Below are 24,433 nucleotides of genomic sequence, written 5' to 3' on the forward strand. Positions count from 1 at the left end.
CACCCGTCTACTGCCTCGATTCCCCATCATGAACTGGATTGCCTTTTCCCACGGCGCCGCGCTGTGCGGGTCGCTCATCGTCACCATCGGCGCACAGAACGCGTTCGTGCTCCGGCAAGGCATCATGCGCTCGCATGTCGGCAAGATCGTGCTGCTGTGCGCGCTGTCCGACATGATCCTGATCGGTGCGGGCGTCGGCGGCGCGTCGGTGCTCGTCGAGCGCTATCCGACCTTCGTTCACGTGGTGCTGTACGTGGGCCTCGCCTATCTCGCGTGGTTCGGCGTCAATGCGCTGCGCCGTGCGCTCAAGCCGGGGCACGACACGCTCGACGTGCGCGGCGACGCGGTCGCGCCGCCGCCGCAACGCGCGGTGTCGATCGTGCTGATGACGCTGGCGTTCACGTGGCTCAACCCGCACGTCTATCTCGACACGTTCCTGCTGATCGGCACGGCCGGCGCGCGGGAGCCGGAAGGCGCGCGACTCGCCTTCGCGATCGGCGCGATGTCGGTGAGCATCGTCTGGTTCGTGGCGCTCGGATACGGCGCGCGACTGCTCGCGCCGTGGTTCCGCAAGGCCGTCGCGTGGCGCGTGCTGGATGGTGCGATCGGCAGCATGGTGCTGTTTCTGGCGGCCGTGCAACTGCGATAGCGAATGCTCGATCGGCCGCTGCGCGCCGGTGGCGGCTTGCCGGTTTTCGTATCGCCTCGGCCGGGCGCGGCGGCTGGCGTATCTGCCGCAGCAGCAAGTATTGCGTCCATCGTGGACGGATCCTCCGCCATTCACCGCCATTTCTCCGTGTCGACGGCGCTGCACGCGCTGCACGTTCCGAGCCGATCAGCGAGAATGTTCGTGCGCCCCGCGACACCGAGGCAGGCAGTTCGATCGTTCGCCATCGCGTCGGATTCGGTCCGGGCCCATCCCGCAGATTCCGGAGAACAGCATGGCACTACGCACCCTCGGCACGTCTGACATTCAGGTTTCCCCGCTCGCCTTCGGCGGCAACGTATTCGGCTGGACCGTCGACGAGAACGCATCGTTTGCGCTGCTCGATGCACTCGCCGACACCGGCATCACCTTCATCGACACCGCCGACGTCTATTCGGCCTGGGCGCCCGGCAACCGCGGCGGCGAGTCGGAGACCATCATCGGCAAGTGGCTCAAGCGCTCGGGCAAGCGCGAGCGCGTCGTGATCGCGACCAAGGTCGGCATGCTCAAGGGGCGCGAGGGACTGAGCCGGGACAATATCCTGAAGGCCGCCGACGATTCGCTGCGCCGCCTGCAGACCGACTACATCGACCTGTATTTCTCGCACCGCGATCTGGCCGACACGCCCCTCGAAGAAACGCTCGGCGCGTATCAGACGCTGATCGACGCGGGCAAGGTGCGCATCATCGGCGCGTCGAACTACAGCGGCGCGCGGCTGCGCGAAGCCGCCGACATCAGCACGCGCCACGGGCTCCCCGCATATCAGGTGATCCAGCCGGAATACAACCTCGTCGACCGCGCCGAATACGAGCGCGATCTCGAGCCGGTGGTGCGCGAGCTGAAACTCGGCGTCGTGAACTACTACGCGCTCGCGAGCGGCTTCCTGTCCGGCAAGTATCGCAGCGAGGCGGATCTGAAGAAGAGCGTGCGCGGCGATCGCGTCGCCGGTTATCTCGATGCGCGCGGCCTGCGCATCCTCGCGGCGCTCGACGAGGTGTCGGCGAAGCACAGCACCGAGCCGGCCGCGATCGCGCTCGCATGGCAGATCGCGCGCCCGACGATCACCGCGCCGATCGCGAGCGCCACCTCGCTCGCGCAACTCGCGCTGCTCGGCGAAGCGATGCGCGTGACGCTCGACGACGACGATATCCGCAAGATCGACGAGGCCAGCGCGGTTTGATATCGCGCGCTGCGTGCCCGCGTACCGGAACGCATCCGCCATACGCTACGGCAGGCGCGCGCCGCCCCGCCTGAATCCGTAAAACGGCGCGGCCAGATCCTCCACAAACTGCGAGCGGCGTTCGACGCCGCTCCTGTCACGCACCGCATCGATATCGAACCGGCCGCCGCCTTTTCGTCGCAAGCCTGCATTTTTCCGCTCGACTCGGTCGCCACCCGCGCCGGTTGCGCGGCTTCGCGCCCTCGCCTTGCCCGCCATCGTGCAAATCGACCGCACGCCGGGCGAATTCGAAAGCCCTCGCGCACGCGAACCGGCAACATCGGCTCATGAATTCACCGCTCGCCCACGCCGGCTCGCATCGGCGTCCGTTCTGCCCGGAGAGTTGACATGAAGCCGATCGACATCAGGTCCATGAAGCCTTGGCGCGCGGTCGCGCTGGCCGCCGTGGCCGCCGCGCTCACGCACGTCGCCGGATTGCCGACGTTCGACGACGCCGTGCTTTCCGTCGGCGCCGACATGCAGTTGCCGCTGGAACGCATCGCAAGCGATGCGCCGGACGCATCCGCCCCGGCCGAAAGCGCAGCGTATCGCCCCGCAGCGCGCGCCGCCGCGACGCGTGCGACGCAGTTGACCGGTTCGAGCGATGCGCTGCCCCCGCGCGCGACACATCGCGCGTCGCATTCCGCGCCGGCCGACCGGCCCGCGGCCGGCGCTTCGAAAAACTGGATCTGAACCCGCACGGCACGACGCACGCCGACACGCACCGCAACGTGCGAATCCGCAACGCGCAAGGCAACGGCTCAATCGCGCCGAACGCGAAGCGACGACGATCGAAGCTACCGAAACGAGGAATCTGACATGGCTCGCAACAAAGTCGTACGCATCTACAGCGAACCCGCCGGCGGATGGGGTGCGCTCAAGGCAACCGGCGAAGCGCTCGCGGTGCAGGGCATCTCCGTGTCGGGCGCGAAGACGCTGCTGCAGATGAACCAGCCCGAAGGGTTCGACTGCCCCGGCTGCGCCTGGCCCGACCCGAAGCACACGTCGTCGTTCGAGTTTTGCGAGAACGGCGCCAAGGCCGTGGCCTGGGAAGCCACGGCGAAGCGCTGCACGCCGGCGTTCTTCGCCGCGCACAGCGTGGCGGAACTCGAAACCTGGGACGACTACGACCTCGAAATGGCCGGGCGCCTCACGCACCCGATGATCTACGAGCGCGCATCGGACCGCTACGTGCCCATCGAGTGGGACGCGGCGTTCGCGCTGATCGGCAAGCACCTGAATGCGCTCGACCATCCCGACCAGGCCGACTTCTACACGTCGGGCCGCGCTTCCAACGAAGCCGCATTCCTCTATCAGCTGTTCGTGCGCGAATTCGGCACGAACAATTTTCCCGATTGCTCGAACATGTGCCACGAGGCCACGAGCGTCGGGCTGCCGCAGTCGATCGGCGTCGGCAAAGGCACCGTGCTGCTCGAAGACTTCGAGCACGCGGACGCCATCTTCATCTTCGGACAAAACCCCGGCACGAACAGCCCGCGCATGATGAGCGATCTGCATGCGGCGTCGCGGCGCGGCGCGAAGATCGTCTCGTTCAATCCGTTCCGCGAGCGCGCGCTGGAACGCTTCGCCGCGCCGCAAGACCCACTCGAAATGGCGACGCTCGGCTCCACGCCCATCAGCACGTTCCTGTATCAGGTGCGCGTGGGCGGCGACGTGGCCGTGCTCAAGGGCATGATGAAAGCGCTCGTCGAAGCAGACGATGCCGCGCTCGCCGCAGGCGCGCCGCGCATCCTCGACACCACCTTCATCGCCGGCCACACCGTCGGCATCGACGCGTTGCTGGCCGACCTGCGCGCCACGTCGTGGGACGCGATAGAACGCCACGCCGGGCTCTCGCAAGCCGACATCGCGAACGCCGCGCAGGTCTACATGCAGGCGCGCAACGTGATTCTGGTCTACGGCATGGGGCTCACGCAGCATCGGCGCGGCACGGAGAACGTGCAGCAGATCGCGAATCTGGCGCTGTTGCGCGGCAATATCGGCCGTCCGGGCGCGGGCATCTGCCCGGTTCGCGGCCACTCGAACGTGCAGGGCAACCGCACGGTCGGCATCACCGAAAAGCCCACGCCCGCGCTGATGGACGGCATCGAGCGCGCCTTCGGCTTTCGCCCGCCCGCCGCGCACGGCCACGACGTGCTGGCCGCCATCGATTCGATGATGCGCGGCTACGCGCGCGTCTTCATCGCGCTGGGCGGCAACTTCGCGGCGGCCGTGCCCGACTGGGTCCGCGTGCAGGCCGCGATGCGCACGCTCGACCTGACCGTGCACGTGGCGACCAAGCTCAACCGCAGCCATCTCGTGCACGGCAAGGACGCGCTGATCCTGCCGTGTCTCGGCCGCACCGAGATCGACCTGCAGGCCGACGGGCCGCAATCGATCACCGTCGAGGATTCGATGTCGATGGTCCACGCGTCCGCCGGGCGCAATGCGCCGGCCTCGGCCCACCTCCGCAGCGAGCCGGCGATCGTCGCCGGCATCGCCCGCGCGACGCTCGGTCATGCGTCGCGCGTGCCCTGGGAGCAGTTGGTCGCGAACTACGACCGCATTCGCGACGCCATCGAAACCGTGTTGCCGATCTTCCAGGCCTACAACGAACACATTCGCGTGCCGGGCGGTTTCCATCTGGCTTCCACGGCGCGCGAGCGCGTGTGGGCCACGCCGAGCGGACGCGCGAATTTCTTCGTGTTCAGCGGCCTCGATGAAGACCTTCATCACGACGATCCCGATGCGCTGCGGCTCACGACCATGCGCAGCCACGACCAGTACAACACCACGCTCTACTCGCACTCGGACCGCTATCGCGGCGTGTTCGGGCAGCGCGACGTGGTGTTCATGAATCCGCGCGAGCTCGGCAGACGCAACCTGCATCCCGGCGAACGAGTGGATATCGTGGCGCTCGCGGCCGACGGCATCGAACGCATCGTGCGCGGCTTCAAGGTGGTCGAATACTCGCTGCCCGACGGCTGCTGCGGCGCCTACTATCCGGAAGCGAACCCGCTCGTGCCGCTCGACGCCTTCGATCCGCAAAGCCGCACGCCGTCGTACAAGTCGGTGCCGGTCAAAGTGGTGCGCGCGGCCGCGGTCGGGCCGGACTCCGCCGCGTTCGCCGTGGCGCTCAACGCCGGGGAGCACGATCATGCTCAGTGACGTCGTCAGCCTGTCGCGGGCGCAGTTCGCCATGACCGCGATCTTCCACATCCTGTGGCCGATCCTGACCATCAGCCTCTCGGCGTTTCTGCTGCTGGTCGAAGCGCTGTGGATTCGCACCGGCGACGCGCTGTATTACCGCCACGCGCGCTTCTGGAGCCGCCTGCTCGTGCTGAACTTCGCCGTGGGCGTGGTGAGCGGCATTCCGATGGAGTTCCAGTTCGGCACCAACTGGGCCGGGTTCGCGCAGTTCAGCGGGTCGTTCTTCGGCAACATCCTCGGCTTCGAAGGCGCGATGGCGTTCATGCTCGAAGCGGGGTTCGTCGGCGTGATGATGCTCGGCTGGAACCGCGTGTCGCCGAAGGTCCACCTGTTCGCCACGTCGATGGTCGCGCTGGGGTCCACGCTCTCCGCGTTCTGGATCATGGTGGCGAATTCGTGGATGCAAACCCCCGCGGGCGTGAAGCTGGTGGACGGCAAGCTGGTGGTGACGGACTACGTGGCCGCCATCTTCAATCCGGACATGGCATGGGGCGTGTCGCACATGTGGGTGGCCGCGATCGAGACGGGGATGGTCGTGATCGCCGGCATCTCCGCATGGCAGATGCTTCGCCGCCGCGAACCCGCGTTCTTTGCGCGCTCGTTCAAGCTCGCGCTCGTCATGCTCGCCGTGGTGGCACCGCTGCAGATCTGGCTCGGCGATTCGAGCGGCGTCAGCGTATTCGCGACGCAACCGGCGAAAGGCGCGGCCATCGAGGGCCACTGGACCACCAACGCACCCGGCACCGGCGCGCCGTGGTCGCTGCTGGCGTGGCCCGATCGGCAACGACAGCGCAACGACTGGTCGATCGAAATCCCGGGGCTGTTGAGCGTCATCGGCACGCATTCGCTGCACGGGCAGGTGAAAGGCCTCGCCGACTTCCCGCGCGCCGACCAGCCGCCGATGATCCCGCTGATCTACTACGCGTTCCGCGCGATGGCCGGCATCGGCTTCGTGCTGGCGCTGCTCGCCGGGTGGACGGCGTACGCGGTGTATCAGGCGCGCGGCGACCTGGCCCGGCTGCTCGCGAGGCGCAGGCTCCTCATCGCGTGGGTGCTCTGCATTCCGCTGCCGTACGTCGCCGTGGAAGCCGGCTGGATCGTGCGCGAGGTGGGGCGGCAACCGTGGGTGATCTACGGGCTGCTGCGCACGAGCGACGCCGCGTCGGCCGTGGCGGCCGCCCCGGTGGCGGGCAGCCTCGCGATGTTCGCCGCGTTCTACGTGGTGCTGATCGTCACGTTCTTCGCGCTCGCGCGGCGCTGGTTGAAGCGCGGCCCCGACCTCGCCGCGCCGCTGCCCGGCGCCGTCGCGGTCCGCGAGCAGGCGACCGCCGTGACCTATTGATTTCTTATCGACCTCTTATCGACCTCTTTGCGCGCCCCTGCGGGCGAAATGACGATGAACACTTCCGCTCATTCGATGCTGGCCTTCACGTGGTTCGCGCTGATCGGCCTGATGCTCGTCTTCTATGTCGTCACCGACGGCTTCGATCTCGGCGTCGGCATGCTCACGTTGCTCAAACGTACGCGCGACGAACGCGACGTGATGGTCGAGACGATCGGCCACGTGTGGGATGCGAACGAGACCTGGCTCGTCGTGGTGGGCGGCGCACTGTTCGGCGCCTTTCCGGCCGCCTACGCGCTGTTGATGCAGAGCCTCTACGTGCCCGTGATGACGATGATCGCCGGACTCATCATGCGCGGCGCGGCGATCGAATTTCGTCACGGCGACCGGCACGGGCCGGCGTGGGATACGGTATTCGGCGCGGGCAGCCTGGTGGCCGCGATTTCGCAGGGCGTCATGCTCGGCCGCATCGTCACGGGGCTCGCGCCCGGCGCGTTCGGCGTCGCGTTTTCCGGCGTCGCGGCGCTCGGCGTGGTGACGGGTTATGCGTTGCTCGGCGCCACCTACGTCGCGAAGAAGACGGTGGGCGCGCTCGAACAGTGGGCTCGTCGTATCGCGTTGCTGTGCGCCGTGCTCACCGTGGCGGCGGCGGCCGTGCTGACGGCGGCCACCTGGGCCGGCAGCGCGGTGGGACGCGAGCGGTGGCTCGAGCCCGGCGTGTTCCCGGTGCTCGCGGCACTGGCCCTGTGCGCCGCACTGTCGTTCGCGTGGCTGGTCGCGTCGCTCTATCTGGGCAGCGTGCGCGTGCCGTTTCGCGCCGCCGTGGCGCTCTTCGTGGTCTCGTTCACGGGGCTCGCGGTCAGCGTCTATCCCGACTTCGTGCCCGGCAGGCTCGCCATTCTCGCGGCTTCGTCCGATACGGCGACGCTGGTGTTCATGCTGATCGGCATCGGCTTCATCTTTCCGGTGATGATCGGCTACAACCTTTATCAGTACTCGGTCTTTCGCGGCAAGGTGACGGGGACGGCCCGAGCGGGCGACTGACCCGCTCCGCGCGGCACGACGATCGTTCGGCGGGTCTCGACGTCGCCCCACGCGGGGAGGCGGGGATCGTTGCGGTGTACTCAACTCAACCGAAGGAGTCTCATCATGAAAACGCTCGCATGCATCGCGCTCGTCCTCGGCACCCTCGCCGCTCCTGCGTCGGGCTTCGCGCAAAGCAACACGCCGCTCACGCGCGCACAAGTCCGCGCCGATCTGGTCCGCGTCGAACGCGCTGGCTATAATCCGGCACCCGGAAACGATCCTCGGTATCCGTCGGACATCCAGGCAGCCGAAGCGACGGTCGCCGCGCAGCAGCAGGCGGCGAGCGGCTTCGGCGGCGCGCCGGCGGACGGCACCTCGGCAAGCGGCAAGCGCATTCACGCGGCTACGCGCGCAAGCGCGTCGTGCGTCGGCCCGGCGAGCTTCTGCAATCCCTATTTCGGCAGCTGACCGCACGTGCCGTACACCGTCCAGCCGATGCCGCCCGCCGGGCAGCCCGGCCCGGATACGTGGCGCGCGGGGCAGCCGGCACCTGTCCCGCACTCTATGAACTTCACTCACCTTCTCGCCTTTTACGAAGTCGCGCGCGCCGGCAGTATCAGCGCAGGTGCGGAACGACTGCACGTCAGTCAGCCGGCTGTCACCCGCGAGGTCCGCGAACTCGAGGATCGCATCGGCGTCGTGCTGTTCGACCGGTTGCCGCGCGGCGTCGCGCTGACCGAAGGCGGCAAGCTGCTCTACGAGTATGCGAGCCGCATCTTCACGCTCGCCGATACGGCCGAGAAAGAGCTCGCGGAGCTGGCGGGCCTCGGGTCGGGCCACATGAAGATCGGCGCCAGCGGCACGCTCGGCGTGTTTTTCGTCCCCGAAGCGATTGCGCGGTTCAATGCGCTGCATCCCCGTGTCGCGATCGATCTGACCGTCACGAACACCGAACGCGTGGAAGCGGGCCTGCACGACCTGACCTTCACGATCGGTTTCATCGAAGGGCCGTTCGACGAGTCCATTCTCCATGCCCGCCGTATCGGCTCCGACGAAATTGCCGTCATCGCAGCGGCCGGTCACCCGCTTGCGGGCAAGAAAGTACGGGCGCGCGATCTGGCCGAACGCGCCGTCATCATGCGTGAGCCGGGGTCCGGCACGCGCGCGATCGTCGAAGAATCCTATCGTCGCGCCGGCCTCGAAATCGAGCCGCTGATGTCGGTGAGCCATACGGAGGCGATCAAGCGGATGCTGCTGTCGCAGCACGCGCTCGGCTACATTTCGACGCTCAGCGTAACGGACGAATTGCGACGCGGCGAGCTGACCGTCATCGAAGTCGACGACATGAAGATCGTCAGGCCGCTGCACATGGTCTGGGCGAAAGGGCGCTCGCTGTCCCCCAGCGGCCAGGCATTGTTCGACCTCGTGGCGAGCGGCACGCTGAACACCGCGATCGCAGCGGGCGCTGAGTAGCCTGCTGCGTGCCGCCGCGTTGCGCGTTCAGCGCCGCGCGGGGCTCGCACGGCGTTGCGCGCGGCGAGCGGGCGCGCGAGTGTTGCGTTTATCGGGTGCTTGCCGCGTCGCCGCCGACGTCAGCGATCGGTTTCGGCTTCGGCTTCGTGCAGCACCGACTCCAGAATCATCGCCCCGGCATTGAGCGGCTTCGGGCGCGCACGCGGTTGATAGACGGCGTCGCCGATGCGAACGGGTTCGCCGCTGAGCGCACACACTCCGCTGGCGCGGGCGCGTGTCACGTGCCAGGTCTGGTCGCCATACGAGCAGTGCGTCGAATCGCGCCATGCGATCGTGACCGCGGTCGAGCTGACACGATCGACGAAACTCACCGAAACGGCTCGGCGCTCGGCATCGCCCGCTCGCGCGTTGGCCCGATGCGCCGTCCCGCGCGCACGCAGCGGCTCGCGCGCCGGCGCGCGCAATCGCAGATCGTCACGGCACAGTTGGGACAGCAGACTCAGCGTTTGCTGCCACGGATCCAGCGCGATCACATCGGTCGAGACGTTCATCGTCGTCCTCATTGCGTCATGGGTTGAACCGTTGCGGCGAGCGTGCTGCGCGATCGCGCGGGCGTCGCTCGATGCGCCGCGAAGAAATCCATCGCTGACGGCCAGGAAGGCCGTGACCCGTTCATTGATCGACATTCGTCTTCGCCCTCCAGCAAAACGGCGTCTCTCCGACGAAGCGTTTGAACACCGTCGTGAAATGGGCTTGCGAGCGGAAGCCGCAGCCCAGTGCAACGTCGAGCAGCCCGTCGCGTGATTCGAGCAGCAACTGTTGCGCGCGCTCGATGCGCCGCCGCATCAGATACTCGTGCGGCCGCAACCCGGTGGCTCGACGAAACTGGGCGGCAAAGTGCATCCGCGTCAGCCCGACACTCTCGGCCATGTCGGCAAGGCCGATCGGCTCCGCGAGGTTCGCTTCGACGAACTCGACCACGCGACGCATGCGCCACGACGGCAACGCAGCCGCACCGCGCACCTCGCTCCGGTTGGTCGAGAAGTGGCGAAGGACCACGCGCGACACGATCGCGAGGCTGATGCTGTCGGCGAACACCTTGCCCAATGCCGCGTGCTCCGTGTGCGACACGGCAAGCGCCTGACCGAGCCGCTCGAGCGCCGGATCGCGGATCAGCCGCGGATCGTCGATGACGATGTCGCCCGCATGGGGGCGACCGAAGAGGTCGGCGTAGCACTCGGCCAATACCGTCTGGGAGGCGAACAAGTGCAGCACGTCGCTCGGCGCGCCGAACACGGCGCAACACGCGACGCCGGGCGCCGTTATCTGCGCGGTACCGGCCGTCAACCGGCCTTCGACGAGCGTGCGGCCCGCGTGCGAAAAAGTCAGCGACGTGCATTTGAGATTGATGCCGATGCAGTGCCAGTTCTCGCCGCAGTCGTTCGCCACTTCGAGCGTCTGCGCGCCATTGCGTGTCCAGCGCGAAAGGGCGATATCGATATCGCGGCCGACGCCCGGCTCGCGCCAAGCGTGCTCCGCAGCAATAGGGCTGGACGCGCGCGCACCGGCAAGCACGTCGAAACCGGCGGCTGTCTTGCAAGGACTCGACGACGAAAGAATCATGGCTGGCTACCTGACGGGAACATGGAGCGTTACGCACGAGCGGTGCAGTGAATCCACGGTATCGAAACGACACGCGTTGCACCAGTTATACGAAGGGTTGCTCGAACCTCATCGATGGATGAGGCCGGTCATATCGACGTTCAATTCACGATGCGGCGCGGCTGCAAACGAACGCCATCGCGTTCGCGGCCGGAACGCCGGCGGCCGATCTCCCGTCACGGGAGACACCTGCCGAGCGCGGCAACGGCATCGCTCGCGCGTCGTCGCGCCACGAACCGGCGGCCCGAGCCGTGCGGACGTATCGGCAAGCGCGCGAAGCCGGTGCGCTCCTCGCTCCATCGCCGGATGATTCCGCGCGCCGTAGCGTGGCCGTTGGTTCGTGGATCAGGTCGTTCATCGCTGACACCTTGCATAAGCGGTGAGGTGCGCATCCTTGGCGATCACGAGGCACGTCGCCGGATACGGTCGTTGTTCAGTGCTCCCATTGTGATGATCCGACTTGACCTCAGTCGAACACGCGGATGACAAAACTGAAATCTGCGCCGCAGCCACACGCGCGGATGAACCGGGGCTGCTTGTCGGCTACCGGCGTATCCCGGCGTGCGATGGTGCGTACGTAACCGTCCCGAGATGAGGTGAGGTAGTCATCGCGTGTGTTGAAAACGGGCAGTGGCTGCGCGGCCGCCATGCATATCGACTGCGGCAAGACATACGTGTCGCGGGCCGTTCGCCTGGGAACGCACGTTCCGCCGTCGCGCTCCGTCATCCGCTCAACGCACCCAGCCCTCGGTCTTCATGATGGCGGCGCCGCGATCGCTGTTCAGGAAATCGAGGAATTGCTTCGCTTGAGGATCGGCATCGGGGGCGAGCGCAACGTTGACGTCTCGCCAGATCGCCCGGTTCGCGGACAAGCTCACGTAATCGGCTTGGTCGGGATGCGTGATCGGCCAGTCCGGCCAGGTGATCCAGGCATCCGCGTCCTTGTCGACGAACATCCTGAAGCTCGGCCCGCTGCCCTTGCCGAATCCGACGATGTTCCGCCGGAACCGCCTGACGTCGTCGAGACGTCCCATGCGGCCGGCGATGTCCTCCCACGTGCCGGTGCCGGACGTATTCGCCACGCCCGCGCCTTCGGTGACGACGATGCGCATGCCGTCCGCGAGCAGATCGTCGAAGCCGCGGATGTGTTTCGGATTGCCCTTCTTCACGGCGATGACGGCCGGGCGGACATAGATCGGCGTCACGTCGCACCATCGAAACACCGTGTAGGTTTCGAGCAGCCCGGCCATATCCTCTTCGGAGGTGCCCCACAGAATGTCGGCATCGGCCTGCGCCTTGCGGCTCCACGTGGGCTCCGGTCCGCCGGTCACTGCCACCTTGATGCCCGTTTCGTCAGTGAAGACCTTCGCGACTTTCGCGAATGCGGTATCGGGGCCGCCTGCGCCGTACAAGCGCACGACGCCGTCGCGCGCATCGCGCCGTATCGTCGGATCGGCCGTTTCGTGGGTGGACGCACCGCACGCGAACAGCAGTAACGCCAATGACATGGCCATGTTCTTTTTCAATGCGTTCAGCACGATGGATTCCTTTAGGTGGGTCGTTCGAGCGGGAGTCGGCTTCGATGCGCTTCGGATCGCGCTACAGCGCCAGAATCGCGCGCACGGCCTGCATCTCGTCCACGAGTTCCGCAACCGACGCATCGATGCGCGCGCGCGCCAGCGCGTCGATCTCGAGATCCGGGACGACGCGATAGCGGCCTTCGCTGCAGATCGTCGGCATCCCGAACATCAGGCCGCGCGGAATGCCATACTCGCCGCCGGACACGATGCTCATCGACACCCAGCGCCCGCCGCTGCCGCGAATCCAGTCGCGCATCTGGTCGATCGCCGCATTGGCGGCCGACGCCGCCGACGAGGCGCCGCGCGCTTCGATGATCGCCGTGCCGCGGCGCGCGACTTCGGGGATGAACGTGTCGAGATACCAGCGCTCGTCGCCGACACGCATCGGCGCGGGCTGCTGGTCGATCAGCGCGTGACGGTAGTCGGGGAACATGGTCGGCGAATGATTGCCCCACACCGCCATGCGGCTGACGGCATCGACCGTCACGCCGCATCGGGCGGCCAGCTTCGACACGGCGCGATTGTGGTCGAGACGGATCATCGCGGTCATCGCATCCGCCGGCAGGTCGGGCGCGTAGTGGCGGGCCACCCACGCGTTGGTATTGGCCGGGTTGCCGACGACGAGCACCTTCACCCGCCGGTTCGCCACTTCGTTGAGCGCCTCGCCCTGGGAGCGGAAGATGGCGGCGTTCGCGGCCAGCAGATCGCGCCGTTCCATCCCTTTGCCACGCGGGCGCGATCCGACGAGCATCGCGTAATCGGCATCGCGGAACGCGACGCGCGGATCGTCGCTGATTTCGACCGACTGCAGCAGCGGGAAGGCGCAGTCTTCCAGTTCCATCACCACGCCGCGCAGCGCGTCCAGCGCGTGCGGCAATTCCAGGAGCTGAAGGATGACGGGCTGATCGTCGCCGAGCAGATCGCCGCGGGCGATTCGAAACAGCAATGAGTAGGCGATTTGACCGGCGGCTCCGGTCACGGCGACACGGCGGGCAGGTTTGGACATGCTGGATCTCCTTCGAGGTTGGGTTCGGTGACGCGGATGGAAAGCTGCGCTGCAGCCGGCCGCGTGTTGCACGTGCCGCCGGCGGCAGCGGTTCGACGACGGGTTCAACCGAGCGCGGGCTGCGCGCGGACGACGAGACACGGGGCGTGAAACAGTTCGCCGCGGGCGAGGCCGCGCAGCGTGCGGGACAGCACGATCAACCAGAGGCTGCCGAGCAGCGCCGCCAGCGCCATCCCGAGCACGGCGAACGCGGCAAAGCCCGTGTTCCGATAGAGACTGAACGTCACGACGGTGTAGACGCCGAGCGGGAACGTGAAGCCCCACCATCCGAGATTGAACGGCAGCCCGTCGCGGGAATACCGCAGCGTGAACAGCATCGCCGTGGCGAGCCACCACAGGCCGGTGCCCCAGAGCAGCAAGCCGCCGATCACGCCGATCTCGCGCGTGACGAGCGCGGTCGCCTCGAATGCCGTGCCGGCGAACGCGTCGGGCGCGACGTGGCCGAGAGCGAGCAGGCCCAGCGCGCCCGTTCCGATCGGCCCGAGCGTCAGCCAGCTCGACGGACCGAGATCGCGATGCGGCAGCTTGTGGATCACCAACCGGAAGAACACGACCGTCAGCACGGAAAACGCGAGCGGCACCGACACGGCCCACAGCACGTAACCGGCGGCCACCAGGAAGCGCGCGGTGTGTGCGTCGACATGCGGCGCGAGGACGGCGGCGCTCGACGCCGCTACTTCAGGCGCGACGATCGGCAGCAACAACACGGCCGTGATGCGCTCGAACGCATGGTCCTGCGCGGTGAACATCATGTACGGCACGCCGACTGCGACGGCGAGCGCCAGTACCGCATCGACGCACCACAAGCCGTAGGCCAGTTGGCTCGCCGCTTCGCCCGCATGCGAGCCGGCGAACATGACCAGTCCGTTGATGATCGGCGCGAGCCCCATCGGCACGGCGCCGAGGAACATCGACTGCAGCGGGTGATGCAGCATCGGGCGGATCGTTTCCGGATAGAAGATCCAGCGTGCCAACAGCATGCCGGCAAACACCATGTAGAGCGCGCTGTCGGCCACCCACAGCGTGTGGGCTAACGCCATCTGCCCTGCGAAGTGCCACGGCAATCCGGCAAGGACGAGGAATACGATTCCGTTGCCCATCGTCATCGCGAACCAGTTCGGGGTGAACTGCCGAATCTTGTCGGCGAGATTTTGTCGGCTGTGGGCCGCCGTCGTGCCAGGCCTTGTCGGATTCATCGCTGTTCTCTCGAAAGGGATCGAATATCGACAATGTAGGTGCGTGCGAAGCATAGGGAAAATACATACTTCGCATGCTTGGCATGCTTTGTATTTATGGATCGCGGCGGGCTGGGCGAAATAGGCTGGAACGGCCCGATGTGTATCGGCAGAGTTTTGATTGGCTGCCGGGCAGCCGGTAGCCGAGCGGCGACTGGGATTTGCTGCGGTAGACGTCGACGTAGTCGAAAGAAAGCCGGCGTCGGAACGTCGCAAACACGATGGATGCGCGTACCGTCCTCAGTTGCCACGTGCGGAAGTGCGTCGCCGACGTGGGAGGCAAGCCGGCGCTCGCGCTGCGGATAACGAAGAGACCGCTTTCTTCGTCTTCACCACCCGCAGCGCGAGCGACGCGTGCCGCGGTATCCGGCGACCTCAATCGTAGAGAATCTGCACCGTGGCCGTCACGGTAAACGGACCGATCTTCGGTGTCCCCAACGACCTCAGCACCGCGCTCATCGGCACGTCGATACGCGCTTGTGTCGCCGAGAAGTTCGCAAGATCGAACGGCTCGCGCAGCGGCACCTGGCGCCCGTTGCGGTCGAGAATCTCGACGCCGAAGCCGCTGTCGGCTGACGGCAGGACGACGTTGCCCTGCACCGGATTCGGCGTGTCGAAGTACCCCTGAATCTTCACGGGCGTGTCGCATTGCCGCTTGTCCAGCGCAAGCGAGAACGGTTGAGTCGGCGTCTCCGGAGAAAAACCCGTCGGGGTCGCCTTCACTTTCCCGAAATCGACGAGGCCCGGCTCGGGCGTCACGGTCACGTCGACGACGCAGGGTGACGGCTTCAGGTTTTGCATTCCGCTCAGGGTGTACCGGAAGCTCGTGTTGCGCGCATTGATCCCCTTCACGCCGTCGAACTGGAACGCCGCATAGCTGTCCTGCGGAATCCCCACCCACGTCCCCGCCTTCCTGATGACGACCTGATACGTGATGCTGACCGGAATCCTCGGGCATCCCCCCAACTTATTAAAATCCCGACGGCTACAGGGCGGCACGACGATTCCGGTCGGCACCCCCGTGCCCGGTTGGTTGCCCGCCCCGAAATAGTCGACGCCGCGATAGCGGATACCAATCTCGAGCCCCCACGCCAGCGGGCTCTCGCCGTTCGGGTTCGCGTAGAACGAAATCGGATCGTCGAACGTCAGCGACTCGCCGCCAAGATCCTTGTAACAGTAGCCGGTGGTCGTGCGCGTCGGCGAGATCCAGATCACATAGCCGTCGGGTGCGTTGATCGGATAGGTCTGCACGGAGCCGATCGGCTGGACGAACCGGTCGACTCCGTCGCTCGTCACGCACCGGACGGCCCACGCGGATTGCGCGACGACCAGGCAGCCGAGCAGCAACATTGCGCGCGAGAACAGCCCGATGAGACGGGCACGCACGCCGCGGCGCGAAATCGCCGCGCTCATTTCGGTTGGCTCCGGCAAGCGGATGCATCGCACGCGTACCTGACGGCGGTTTCGCCGCCGGAGTCGTTGATGTGCACGACCGACAGCGTTGTCGGCAGCGGGCCTGCCACGTCGGTGGTCGCGGCCGACATCGGCGCCACCATCAGGCCACCGAACTTCAGCGGTGTCTTGCTCTCCCCGGCGAACAGCTTGACCACCGTGACGTGATACGGCGTGGGGTTGTCCAGCACGAGCCTGTGCGTCGACGGATCGAGACGCACCGTCATCGGCAGCGTCGGATCTTCGTCCGCCGCCGGCTGCAGCCCCTTCGGGCGATAGAACAGCTTCAGCTTCGAATGCAGCGCGATCTGTAGCGCGTTAACGGCATCCGTTTTCGGCGGAATCTCGCGGATGTTCAGATAGAACACCGATTCGCGATCCGTCGGCAATGCATCGCCCGGCAACCGGACGATTCGCAGCACGTTGCGCTCCGTCGGCTCGATCCGCTGCAGCGGCGGCAGCACCATGAACGGCGACGTGATCTTCTTGCCGTGCTCGTCCTCGATCCACGACTGGACGACGTACGGGTACTTCTCGCTCTTGTTTGCCACGGTCACGCTCTGCCACTGCGCATCGCCGTCGTAGATCACGCGCGTACGGTCGGGCACGACGGCCGCATGCACGGTCGCAGCCGCGATCAGCATCGTCACGCCGACGGCGGCCGCGAGCCGCATCAACGGGTTCGAATTCATCATTTATCTCCGGGAAAGTGTGTCGGGCTCGGCGCAATCGAGTGGAACCGGATCGGCGCCGAGCGTCATCGATTCAGGAAGGACGGGAAGCCGGCAGATGTCGCGGTCGACCACGCGCACCACCAGCTCGGCGTCCTTGCGTACACCGGTCAGATAGGTCACGCCGTGTTCGCCGACGATGCCGACTTCCTTGCCGGTGCGACGGTCGACCACCGATGCGCCGAACGGCGCGTCCTTGCCTGACGGCAAGCGCAGCACGACGAGCGCGTTCCGGCCGTGCGTCGTATCGAAATGCACGTAGCCGATCGCGCCGTCGGTCAGGACGACGCGCTGCACCGGGTTCGACACGGTCGTCTGCAACGACGCACGATTGGTGTTGACCCGCGCGTCGAACGTGCTGAACGGCGATACCGCGCCGATCACCGCGTAGCCGCGCGCGTCGGAACTCGCCTGCGTGCCCGAGAACGGCACGTCCGGCACGCCGTCGGTGGACAGCAGCAGGCGCGTATCGCCGTTGTAGCTGTTCGCATGCGCGGTCACGCCGTGCTGCGTCGCGACGAACGAGCCATCGAGTTCGATCGACGCGGACGTGTTCGAGCGCGTATTGGCTGCCGCCTGCACGTTCGCGATGATCGAGCTGAACTGCTTGCGCAGATTGCCGCTCGCCGATGCGGCGCCGTTGGTCGTCCCCGCGTACAGCGAATAGGAGAGTCCCTTGTCGGTGCCGCCGAGATAGCCGGCCGTCACGTTCGTGCCGCCGCCGCTGGTCGATGCGACGCTGGTCGTGACCGTCTGGCGCGAACCGAACGGAATCGTCGCCGACACGAACAGCTGGTTGCCGCTGCCGCCGCCACCGCGCGTGCGGTACGCCGACAGGTTCAGCGAGACGTTGCGCAGCGAACCGATCCGCACGGTCGTCGCGGCCGTCACGCCGATCCGCTCGTCCGACGGGCGATTCCAGTAGCTCGTATGGTCGTAGGACACGAACGTCGACACGTCCATCACGCGCTTCGCGAGGCTGATCGAGTAGCGCTGCTTGCCGGGCGCGAGGCCAGCGGCAGTCGGATCGCCGAAATACTGCGGAAACGACGTGTAGGTGCGATCGGAGAACCGATAGCCGAAAAAGCGCACATCCGAATCGATCGAATCGAAGTGCTTCGAATAGTTGAAGCGATACGAGCGGCCGACGCGCGTTTCACCGCTCCACCACAGCCGGGCGCGCACCGCCGTCACGTCGGCCGACACCGCGCCGAACGCGCCGAGATTCTTGCCGACGCCGAACGCGAGCGCCGCATAACCCGACGCACCGAGCGCCCCGCCGTAGATCGTGATCTCGTGCGGCAAGCCATATGCGGCTTCCACGAAACCGAATGCGGGATCGATACCCGCGCCGCCGAACAGCCGCGGCTTGCCGACCGCCGTGCGGTAACGCAATTCACCTGCGCGCGCGAGGAACGGCACGGCCGCGCTCTGCACCGTGAAGCGCTGCTCGCTGCCGTCTTCTTCCTGCACGGTCACGTCGAGCGTGCCCTGCACGCTCGCGGAAAAGTCCTGCAACGCGAACGCACCGGCCGGCACGCGGGTCGCATACAGCACGCGCCCCTGCTGCGACACCGTCACCGTCGCGTTGGAATGCGCGACACCCGTGATCAGCGGCGCATAGCCGCGCATGCCGGGCGGCAGCATGCGGTCGTCGCTCTGCAGCGTCGCGCCGTCGAGCGCGAACGTGTCGAAGATGTCGGAATTCAGATAGCTCTGTCCGAGCGATACCGTCGAGCGAATCTGCGGAAACGCCCGGAACGCGTATAGCCGGTTGAACTGGAACGTCTTGGAGCTGCCGCCGAAGTTTGCGTTGCCGCCGGACGCGAGCTGCGCTTGATAGTCGCCGCGCAAGCGCCATGCGCCGGCATTGGCGCCGATCGTTCCATAGCTTTGCACCGTGCTCGAATGCGTGCCGTGACCGTGCGACGTGTTGCCGATCACGCGATAGTCGAGCAACGCGCCGGGGATCCCGTCGCTCCATGCGGCGGGCGGTATGTAGTCGGGGTCGCTGTATTCGAACGCAATCTGCGGAATCGCGATCCGCAGGCGCGCGGATGCGCGGTCGTGCCGCACCGATGCGCCGTCGATCGCGAGCAGGTCGATGCAGCGGCCGTCGTACGTGCGCGGCAGCGTGGCGAGCAACGTCTGCTTGAGGCCGATCTGCGCGACGAGGTCGGCCGGCACGCAAGCGACGCTGGTGCCGGGCTGGTTGCCCGGGACATAGTCGATGGCACGCGCCGCCAGCAGCCTGCCGTTGACGACCACGTCCAGCAAATAGGTGCCGGGCACCGTGTAGTCGGCGTGCGTGAACTGCGCGAGGTCGACGTCCTTCGCACCGTCGACATCCAGAAAGTCGGCGTTGAATTCGGTGGCGTGCGCGGTTTTGGCGGTCAGCAGGCAGGTGACGAGGATGCCGAGAAGGCGACGGGGGGTGTTCACATTGATCAGCCGGACGAATGCGTGGAACGGGGGGAGCCGAGCTCCCCCCAGGAGCTCCCGGCGATTACTGGTAGCGCACGGTGAAGTTGGCGACCGCGTTCGCGATACCCGGCGTGACCGCTGCGGCCGTCGCCTCATACATCGCGCCGAACGTCACGGTGTTGCCGCTCTTCGACAGCACAACCGGGGACGACTGCTCGGTGCCGTTCTTCAGGTAATCGTTCGCGCCCGCCTGCAGGCGAATGCCGACGTTGCTCGCGCTGCCGGTCGTGGCGATCAAGTCTGCGTTGGTGGCGTCGGACGCGCCCGTGAACGTGAAGAACGCGTTGGTCTGCGTCGACGTATCGCAGTCGGTGAGCACGATGTTGAAATTCTTCGCCTCCGAACGATCGCCGACCTTCTTGAACACGTGCGACGGAACCTGACCGAGCGACACGGTCTGGTCGAGCGTTTCCTGGCTGATGCCGCATGCGCCGGCGACGATCTCGCCCTGGAACCGGATCGTGCCCGGGGTCGCCGCCGCAAACGTCGATGCCGAAACTGCGGCGAGCGCCGCTGCTGCCAAAATCTTTTTCATTTTCCTATCCGTAACTTTTGTCGAATTGAATGCACGCAAAATTGCGTACGGAGCGGATTGTCTCGACCACGGATCGGCGGCGGAATCTTAGTAGTGAGAAATGCGATGGGAGGTATCGCGAACGGTCTGGTGCTCGCGAAATGCGTGCGCTGAGGGCTGCGTTTGGCCGCGTTTTGGACCGTGGCCAACGAGACATCGAATTTGGTCGATCACATCGCGGCCGAGAGAGCCGCACTCGTGTTCGGCGCATGGATTCGTATGGGTCAGACGGGATGAGTATCGGATGCGTCGAACAGTTGGCGACGGCAGTCGGCGAATTATCGACAACCATCGGTATGGCAGTACGGCGGTCAATGCGAACGCCACGATCGCGGCCGAGCGGCTTCGGCGCGATCGCGTCCGGACGATGCGCAATCGCGGTCGGCCAGCACGCGAGCGACACGGCAAGCGACCTCCCTGCACTCGGCACGAATGCGAGGGCAACCGGCACGCGTAAAGTCGCGCGCCGCGGCGCTGCAATTCCTTACATCAATAGGCGAGGAGCAGCCCCATTCGTGGAGCCCCACCCTTCAAACCCATCCAACCCCAAATCCCACCCTTGACACCCTATCTTTCGATATATATCTTTAGATATGTTTTCCGACACATAGGACACGATCATGCGACACACCCCTTTCGATGGCGACGCCCGCTGCCGCGGCCACGGCCATCATCCCGGCCTCGAGTGGTTCGCCAGCCTGCGGCACGCGATCGGCCGTCATCGCCGCGGCCACGATCCCTTCGGCGGCGGCCCGTTCGGCGGCCGTGGCGGACGCGGCGGCTTTGGCGATTTCGGTGACGACGGCATGCCGCGCGGCCGCCAGTTCAGCTCCGACGACCTTCAACTGCTGTTGCTCGCGCTGGTCGCCGAACAACCGAGCCACGGCTACGAACTCATCAAGGCGCTCGACACGCGCTCGAACGGCTTCTACAGCCCGAGCCCCGGCATGGTCTATCCGGCGCTGACCTATCTCGAGGAAGTCGGCTTCGTCGTCTCGCAAGCAGAAGGCAACCGCAAACGCTACGCGCTGACGGACGCCGGCCGCGCGCATCTCGAGGCGCAGCGCGAACGGGTCGACACGTTGTTCGCGCGTCTCACGCACCTCGCCCGCAAGATGGAATTCATGCGGCGTGCGTTCGCCGGCGAATCGGCGGGCAGCGAAGCAGCGGACGATGCACAAGCCGGCTGGCTGCCGGAATTCGTCGCGGCTCGCTTGGCACTGAAGCGCGCGCTGCTGCACAAGAGCGCCGCCGACGCCGACGAGCAGCGTCGCATCGCAGCGATCATGCGCCGCGCGACGGCCGAAATCGAAGGCGGCAGCGGCGCGTAACCCATGCCGCACCACCACAAACCATCAGGAGCACGGATTGATACAGAACACACCGGAGCGCACCGTGACCCGCGTGCGCCATCCGCTCAAACTCCGCTTGCTGCAAGTCGTGCGCGTGCGTGCGATCACGCCGCACCTGCTGCGCGTCACGCTCGGCGGCGCCGACCTCGCGGATTTCGAATCGTCGTCGTTCGACGACCACGTGAAGGTGTTTTTCCCGCCGCCCGGCGCGGAGCGACCGGCGCTGCCGACGCTCGGCGCGAACGGCCCGGAATTCCCGGCAGGCGAGCCGAAACCGGTCGCGCGCGATTTCACGCCGCGCCGCTTCGACCGCGCCGCCTGCGAACTCGACCTGGAGTTCGTGCTGAACCATCCAGGCCCCGCATCGCAATGGGCAGCGCAGGCACGCGTCGGCCAGTGGCTCGGTATCGGCGGGCCGCGCGGCTCGTTCGTCGTGCCGACCGATTTCGACTGGCATCTGCTGATCGGCGACGACACGGCGCTGCCGGCCGTCGCACGCCGCCTCGAGGAGTTGCCGGCCGGCGCGCGCGTGGCGGTGGTGCTGGAAGTGGCCGATCGCACCGCGCAAATCGCGTTCGACACGCGTGCCGACGTGCACGAAATCTGGCGCTTTCGCGCCGAAGCCGACACAACCGACACAACCGACGGCGATGCGCTGCTGAATGCGGTGCGCGAGCTGCCGCTGCCGTCCTCCGGCGATGGATACGTGTGGGCCGCAGGCGAAGCGCAATCGATGCGCGCGGTGCGTCAGCACCTGAGCGGCGAGCGCGGGATCGACAAGTCGCGCATCCGCGCGGCCGCATACTGGAAGCGCGGCGCAGCGGCCGTGCATGAAACGCTGGAAGACTGACGCAACGGGCGCTTTCGCGCGGCGGGCTTGGCATCGGCGCCGCGGCTGGTATATATGTATGTCTGCGACGCCGCTGTCGCGCGACAGCCGCCGCAGTCCGCCCAGGAGCGCCCGGTCATGACAAAAGCAAACCCCGCTTCGCCTTTCCTTCGCCACCTGAAGATCGCCGGCTATTGCGGCCTGGCGGCCGTTGCGCTCGCGCTGTTCGTCGCGATGTGCGCGATCCTCAAGGAAAGTTCGCTCGAACGCGACGCCGCCCGACACACGGGCGAAACGCCCGAACTGCACGAAGCGGGCGGCGGCACGTCGGCGTCGGCCGACACGGCCAGGACGCCCGGTTGACGTCGGCAGCCGGCGCTTCCCGCGCGCCGCAGCCCGCTCACGGCGTGCGCTCGCGCCCCATCATGACCGCGTGCACAGCGTCGCCGATGCGTTCGAGCAGATCGACGGCCCGGTACCCGTACAGGTGCGCAGCCAGCGCGCCGGCGGTGCCCACCAGCACGCCGCCGACCATGTCGTAGGGCCAGTGAACACCCACGTACACGCGCCCCCACGCGATCGCGACGGCCATCGCGGCCATCACGAATCCGGTGAGCCGCGTCGTACCGGCCAGCAGCATGCCGGCCGCGAGGCTCCATGCAAACGTCATGTGATCGCTCGGAAACGAGCTGTCCGGCGCATGCGGAATCAGCTGCGTACCGACGCCGACCATGAACGGCCGCGGCGAAAACCAGAAATGCCCGACCACCTGCGCGAGCGCCAGCGCCACGCACGCGCCGGCGCCGGCTTCGATCGCCTGCCGCCGCGTCGGGCGCTCGCCGAAGATCCACGTCAGCAGCAGCATCGCAGGCACTGCATAAACGAGCCAGTCGGCGGCGAAAAAAGCGACGCGGGCCACCGCGGGGTGCGGCGCGGCGCCGGCATTGATGGCGTCGAACAGGGTGAGATTGAGGTTCTGCATGAATCCGGTCAGGTGTGGGCCGATGGGGAGACCGGCGCGCCGGTCGGATGCGAACGATGCTAGTGCTCACTCGCTTAAGTGATCGTTAACGCGCGGCGACGGCAGCCGAAGCGGTCCCCGCGCGCGAACGCACTTAGAACGTGCACCGCAGCAAGAGTTCACACAATTGACATATTCCCGCGCCACCTTCGCCCGCGAAGGCTCACCTACCTTCCCGTAAATACTCACCTTTTTCATATCGCGGCATCGCTGCGTGCCCCGGAAATGCGGCCATCGCGGGCGATCGCCGTGGTTCAACTCACTCATCTCAACATTTACGCCGCAACGGATCCGAAATCGGCAACAATTAATTCCCGATGCGGCATCGCACAACGGCAACGCACAGGCATACGATTTAGACCCACTCACCCCCGTAGCGCTCGACAACAAGGAGTCCGCATGAAGCCCAGCGATGTCCGATCCAAAGCGTTTGCGATGCCGTTGACCAGCCCGGCCTTTCCGATGGGCCCGTATCGTTTCGTCGACCGTGAGTTCGTGATCATCACGTACCGCACCGATCCCGAGCGCTTGCGCGCGGTCGTCCCGGAGCCGCTACAGATTGCCGAGCCGCTCGTGCATTACGAATTCATCCGCATGGCCGATTCAACCGGCTTCGGCGACTACACCGAAAGCGGCCAGGTGATTCCGGTCGAATACAACGGGCAGGCCGGCGGCTACACGCTCGCGATGTATCTCGACGATCATCCGCCGATCGCCGGCGGCCGCGAACTGTGGGGCTTTCCGAAGAAACTCGCGTCGCCGACGCTGCACGTGAACACCGATCACATCCTGGGCACGCTCGACTACGGCAAGGTGCGCGTCGCGACCGGCACGATGGGCTACAAGCACAAGGAACTCGACCTCGACGAGCAGATGAAGCGTCTCGCCGGCCCGAACTTCCTGCTGAAGATCATCCCGCACGTCGACGGCTCCGCGCGCGTGTGCGAACTGGTGCGCTACTACCTGCAGGACATCAAGATGAAAGGCGCGTGGACCGGCCCCGCGTCGCTCGAGCTGGCGCCGCACGCGCTGGCGCCGGTGGCCGACCTGCCGGTGCTCGAGATCGTCGAGGCCCGCCACATCGTCGCCGATCTGACGCTCGGGCTCGGCGAAGTCGTCTACGATTATCTGGCTCAGTAACCAGCACGTCCCAGGGGCCTCCCCTGTCCATCCTTCACCACGGGAAATTCGAAATGAGCAACCTGAATGGCAAGACCGCAGTCGTCACGGGCGCCGCGAGCGGCATCGGCAAGGAAATCGCGCTGGAGCTGGCGAAGGCCGGCGCGGCCGTCGCGATCGCCGACCTGAACCAGGACGGCGCGAACGCGGTGGCCGATGAGATCAACAAGGCCGGCGGCAAGGCGATCGGCGTCGCGATGGACGTCACCAACGAGGACGCGGTGAACAGCGGCATCGACAAGGTCGCCGAGACGTTCGGCTCGGTCGACATCCTGGTGTCGAACGCGGGCAT

Annotated in this window: 23 protein-coding genes; 13 read left to right on the forward strand and 10 right to left on the reverse strand. The window is 66.5% G+C overall.

Annotation, left to right across the window (positions count from 1 at the left end; translation table 11 throughout):
- Positions 1-28 precede the first annotated feature (28 nt).
- The 8 genes from EX20_RS10085 to EX20_RS10120 all read left to right on the forward strand — a co-directional run bounded on the left by EX20_RS10085 (position 29) and on the right by EX20_RS10120 (position 8,976).
- Entirely contained in the window at positions 29-649 is a 621-nt protein-coding gene (locus EX20_RS10085) for a LysE/ArgO family amino acid transporter (RefSeq protein ID WP_034193423.1), read from the forward strand.
- A 292-nt stretch (positions 650-941) separates the two neighbouring features.
- Positions 942-1,886: an aldo/keto reductase gene (locus EX20_RS10090; protein WP_034193424.1), complete on the forward strand. Its 945-nt coding sequence runs from the start codon at positions 942-944 to the stop codon at positions 1,884-1,886.
- 387 nt (positions 1,887-2,273) lie between these two features.
- Complete coding sequence (locus EX20_RS10095) at positions 2,274-2,618, forward strand: hypothetical protein (RefSeq protein ID WP_034193425.1); 345 nt, start codon at positions 2,274-2,276, stop codon at positions 2,616-2,618.
- 126 nt (positions 2,619-2,744) lie between these two features.
- Complete coding sequence (locus EX20_RS10100) at positions 2,745-5,093, forward strand: FdhF/YdeP family oxidoreductase (protein ID WP_034193426.1); 2,349 nt, start codon at positions 2,745-2,747, stop codon at positions 5,091-5,093.
- Positions 5,083-6,477, forward strand: coding sequence for a cytochrome ubiquinol oxidase subunit I (locus EX20_RS10105; RefSeq protein ID WP_034193427.1), 1,395 nt, complete (start codon positions 5,083-5,085; stop codon positions 6,475-6,477). The genes EX20_RS10100 and EX20_RS10105 overlap by 11 nt, the downstream gene beginning before the upstream one ends.
- Before the next feature lie 54 nt (positions 6,478-6,531).
- Positions 6,532-7,521, forward strand: a complete 990-nt coding sequence (locus EX20_RS10110; RefSeq protein WP_034193452.1) for a cytochrome d ubiquinol oxidase subunit II — start codon at positions 6,532-6,534, stop codon at positions 7,519-7,521.
- A 105-nt stretch (positions 7,522-7,626) separates the two neighbouring features.
- Positions 7,627-7,971, forward strand: a complete 345-nt coding sequence (locus EX20_RS10115) for a DUF4148 domain-containing protein (protein ID WP_034193428.1) — start codon at positions 7,627-7,629, stop codon at positions 7,969-7,971.
- A gap of 96 nt (positions 7,972-8,067) precedes the next feature.
- A complete protein-coding gene (locus tag EX20_RS10120) occupies positions 8,068-8,976 on the forward strand; it encodes a LysR family transcriptional regulator (protein ID WP_011881104.1) in 909 nt (302 codons plus the stop codon).
- A 119-nt stretch (positions 8,977-9,095) separates the two neighbouring features.
- On the opposite strand, the gene EX20_RS10125 is transcribed toward EX20_RS10120, so the two are convergent.
- From EX20_RS10125 to EX20_RS10170, 9 genes are all read right to left on the reverse strand, one after another.
- Positions 9,096-9,527 (reverse strand): DUF3331 domain-containing protein, encoded by a 432-nt coding sequence (locus EX20_RS10125; protein WP_034193429.1) that lies wholly within the window; start codon positions 9,525-9,527, stop codon positions 9,096-9,098.
- 121 nt (positions 9,528-9,648) lie between these two features.
- Entirely contained in the window at positions 9,649-10,599 is a 951-nt protein-coding gene (locus tag EX20_RS10130) for a helix-turn-helix domain-containing protein (RefSeq protein ID WP_014724235.1), read from the reverse strand.
- Positions 10,600-11,369: 770 nt separating this feature from the next.
- A complete protein-coding gene (locus EX20_RS10140; RefSeq protein WP_014724236.1) occupies positions 11,370-12,176 on the reverse strand; it encodes a substrate-binding domain-containing protein in 807 nt (268 codons plus the stop codon).
- A 61-nt stretch (positions 12,177-12,237) separates the two neighbouring features.
- Complete coding sequence (locus EX20_RS10145) at positions 12,238-13,224, reverse strand: malate dehydrogenase (RefSeq protein WP_034193431.1); 987 nt, start codon at positions 13,222-13,224, stop codon at positions 12,238-12,240.
- Between the two features lie 104 nt (positions 13,225-13,328).
- Positions 13,329-14,480: a TDT family transporter gene (locus tag EX20_RS10150; RefSeq protein ID WP_034193432.1), complete on the reverse strand. Its 1,152-nt coding sequence runs from the start codon at positions 14,478-14,480 to the stop codon at positions 13,329-13,331.
- A 414-nt stretch (positions 14,481-14,894) separates the two neighbouring features.
- Positions 14,895-15,932 (reverse strand): fimbrial protein, encoded by a 1,038-nt coding sequence (locus tag EX20_RS10155; RefSeq protein WP_011881111.1) that lies wholly within the window; start codon positions 15,930-15,932, stop codon positions 14,895-14,897.
- Positions 15,929-16,666 carry a fimbrial biogenesis chaperone gene (locus EX20_RS10160; RefSeq protein WP_051974421.1) on the reverse strand — a complete coding sequence of 246 codons (738 nt, stop codon included), beginning with the start codon at positions 16,664-16,666 and terminating at the stop codon, positions 15,929-15,931. The genes EX20_RS10155 and EX20_RS10160 overlap by 4 nt, the downstream gene beginning before the upstream one ends.
- The gene (locus EX20_RS10165) at positions 16,667-19,144 is read right to left on the reverse strand and encodes a fimbria/pilus outer membrane usher protein (protein WP_051974422.1); all 2,478 of its coding nucleotides are present in this window, start codon (positions 19,142-19,144) and stop codon (positions 16,667-16,669) included.
- A gap of 64 nt (positions 19,145-19,208) precedes the next feature.
- The gene (locus EX20_RS10170; protein ID WP_011881114.1) at positions 19,209-19,721 is read right to left on the reverse strand and encodes a fimbrial protein; all 513 of its coding nucleotides are present in this window, start codon (positions 19,719-19,721) and stop codon (positions 19,209-19,211) included.
- Between the two features lie 659 nt (positions 19,722-20,380).
- Here EX20_RS10170 and EX20_RS10175 point away from each other — a divergent pair.
- The 3 genes from EX20_RS10175 (at position 20,381) to EX20_RS10185 (ending at position 22,304) form a co-directional block, all read left to right on the forward strand.
- Positions 20,381-21,091 carry a PadR family transcriptional regulator gene (locus EX20_RS10175; protein ID WP_034193433.1) on the forward strand — a complete coding sequence of 237 codons (711 nt, stop codon included), beginning with the start codon at positions 20,381-20,383 and terminating at the stop codon, positions 21,089-21,091.
- A gap of 37 nt (positions 21,092-21,128) precedes the next feature.
- Entirely contained in the window at positions 21,129-21,962 is an 834-nt protein-coding gene (locus EX20_RS10180) for a siderophore-interacting protein (RefSeq protein ID WP_011881116.1), read from the forward strand.
- Between the two features lie 117 nt (positions 21,963-22,079).
- On the forward strand, positions 22,080-22,304 hold the full coding sequence (locus tag EX20_RS10185) for a hypothetical protein (protein ID WP_034193434.1): 225 nt from the start codon (positions 22,080-22,082) through the stop codon (positions 22,302-22,304).
- Between the two features lie 37 nt (positions 22,305-22,341).
- On the opposite strand, the gene EX20_RS10190 is transcribed toward EX20_RS10185, so the two are convergent.
- Positions 22,342-22,923, reverse strand: a complete 582-nt coding sequence (locus EX20_RS10190; RefSeq protein WP_034193435.1) for an undecaprenyl-diphosphatase — start codon at positions 22,921-22,923, stop codon at positions 22,342-22,344.
- 438 nt (positions 22,924-23,361) lie between these two features.
- Here EX20_RS10190 and EX20_RS10195 point away from each other — a divergent pair, with 438 nt between their 5' ends.
- The gene (locus tag EX20_RS10195; RefSeq protein ID WP_011881119.1) at positions 23,362-24,102 is read left to right on the forward strand and encodes an acetoacetate decarboxylase; all 741 of its coding nucleotides are present in this window, start codon (positions 23,362-23,364) and stop codon (positions 24,100-24,102) included.
- A gap of 53 nt (positions 24,103-24,155) precedes the next feature.
- A partial coding sequence (locus tag EX20_RS10200) for an SDR family NAD(P)-dependent oxidoreductase (RefSeq protein WP_034193436.1) occupies positions 24,156-24,433 on the forward strand: 278 nt, incomplete at its 3' end.

The organism is Burkholderia sp. WP42 (genome assembly GCF_000745665.1).
Lineage (GTDB): Bacteria > Pseudomonadota > Gammaproteobacteria > Burkholderiales > Burkholderiaceae > Burkholderia > Burkholderia vietnamiensis.

Excerpts from the sequence above, each read along its gene's own strand:
- EX20_RS10195 (WP_011881119.1), top strand. The coding sequence starts at position 23,362 with ATGAAGCCCAGCGATGTCCGATCCAAAGCGTTTGCGATGCCGTTGACC.
- EX20_RS10090 (WP_034193424.1), top strand. The coding sequence starts at position 942 with ATGGCACTACGCACCCTCGGCACGTCTGACATTCAGGTTTCCCCGCTC.
- EX20_RS10085 (WP_034193423.1), top strand. The coding sequence starts at position 29 with ATGAACTGGATTGCCTTTTCCCACGGCGCCGCGCTGTGCGGGTCGCTC.
- EX20_RS10105 (WP_034193427.1), top strand. The coding sequence starts at position 5,083 with ATGCTCAGTGACGTCGTCAGCCTGTCGCGGGCGCAGTTCGCCATGACC.
- EX20_RS10095 (WP_034193425.1), top strand. The coding sequence starts at position 2,274 with ATGAAGCCGATCGACATCAGGTCCATGAAGCCTTGGCGCGCGGTCGCG.
- EX20_RS10145 (WP_034193431.1), bottom strand. The coding sequence starts at position 13,224 with ATGTCCAAACCTGCCCGCCGTGTCGCCGTGACCGGAGCCGCCGGTCAA.
- EX20_RS10115 (WP_034193428.1), top strand. The coding sequence starts at position 7,627 with ATGAAAACGCTCGCATGCATCGCGCTCGTCCTCGGCACCCTCGCCGCT.
- EX20_RS10110 (WP_034193452.1), top strand. The coding sequence starts at position 6,532 with ATGAACACTTCCGCTCATTCGATGCTGGCCTTCACGTGGTTCGCGCTG.
- EX20_RS10130 (WP_014724235.1), bottom strand. The coding sequence starts at position 10,599 with ATGATTCTTTCGTCGTCGAGTCCTTGCAAGACAGCCGCCGGTTTCGAC.
- EX20_RS10125 (WP_034193429.1), bottom strand. The coding sequence starts at position 9,527 with ATGAACGTCTCGACCGATGTGATCGCGCTGGATCCGTGGCAGCAAACG.
- EX20_RS10120 (WP_011881104.1), top strand. The coding sequence starts at position 8,068 with ATGAACTTCACTCACCTTCTCGCCTTTTACGAAGTCGCGCGCGCCGGC.
- EX20_RS10160 (WP_051974421.1), bottom strand. The coding sequence starts at position 16,666 with ATGATGAATTCGAACCCGTTGATGCGGCTCGCGGCCGCCGTCGGCGTG.
- EX20_RS10100 (WP_034193426.1), top strand. The coding sequence starts at position 2,745 with ATGGCTCGCAACAAAGTCGTACGCATCTACAGCGAACCCGCCGGCGGA.
- EX20_RS10185 (WP_034193434.1), top strand. The coding sequence starts at position 22,080 with ATGACAAAAGCAAACCCCGCTTCGCCTTTCCTTCGCCACCTGAAGATC.
- EX20_RS10155 (WP_011881111.1), bottom strand. The coding sequence starts at position 15,932 with ATGAGCGCGGCGATTTCGCGCCGCGGCGTGCGTGCCCGTCTCATCGGG.
- EX20_RS10175 (WP_034193433.1), top strand. The coding sequence starts at position 20,381 with ATGCGACACACCCCTTTCGATGGCGACGCCCGCTGCCGCGGCCACGGC.
- EX20_RS10170 (WP_011881114.1), bottom strand. The coding sequence starts at position 19,721 with ATGAAAAAGATTTTGGCAGCAGCGGCGCTCGCCGCAGTTTCGGCATCG.
- EX20_RS10190 (WP_034193435.1), bottom strand. The coding sequence starts at position 22,923 with ATGCAGAACCTCAATCTCACCCTGTTCGACGCCATCAATGCCGGCGCC.
- EX20_RS10150 (WP_034193432.1), bottom strand. The coding sequence starts at position 14,480 with ATGAATCCGACAAGGCCTGGCACGACGGCGGCCCACAGCCGACAAAAT.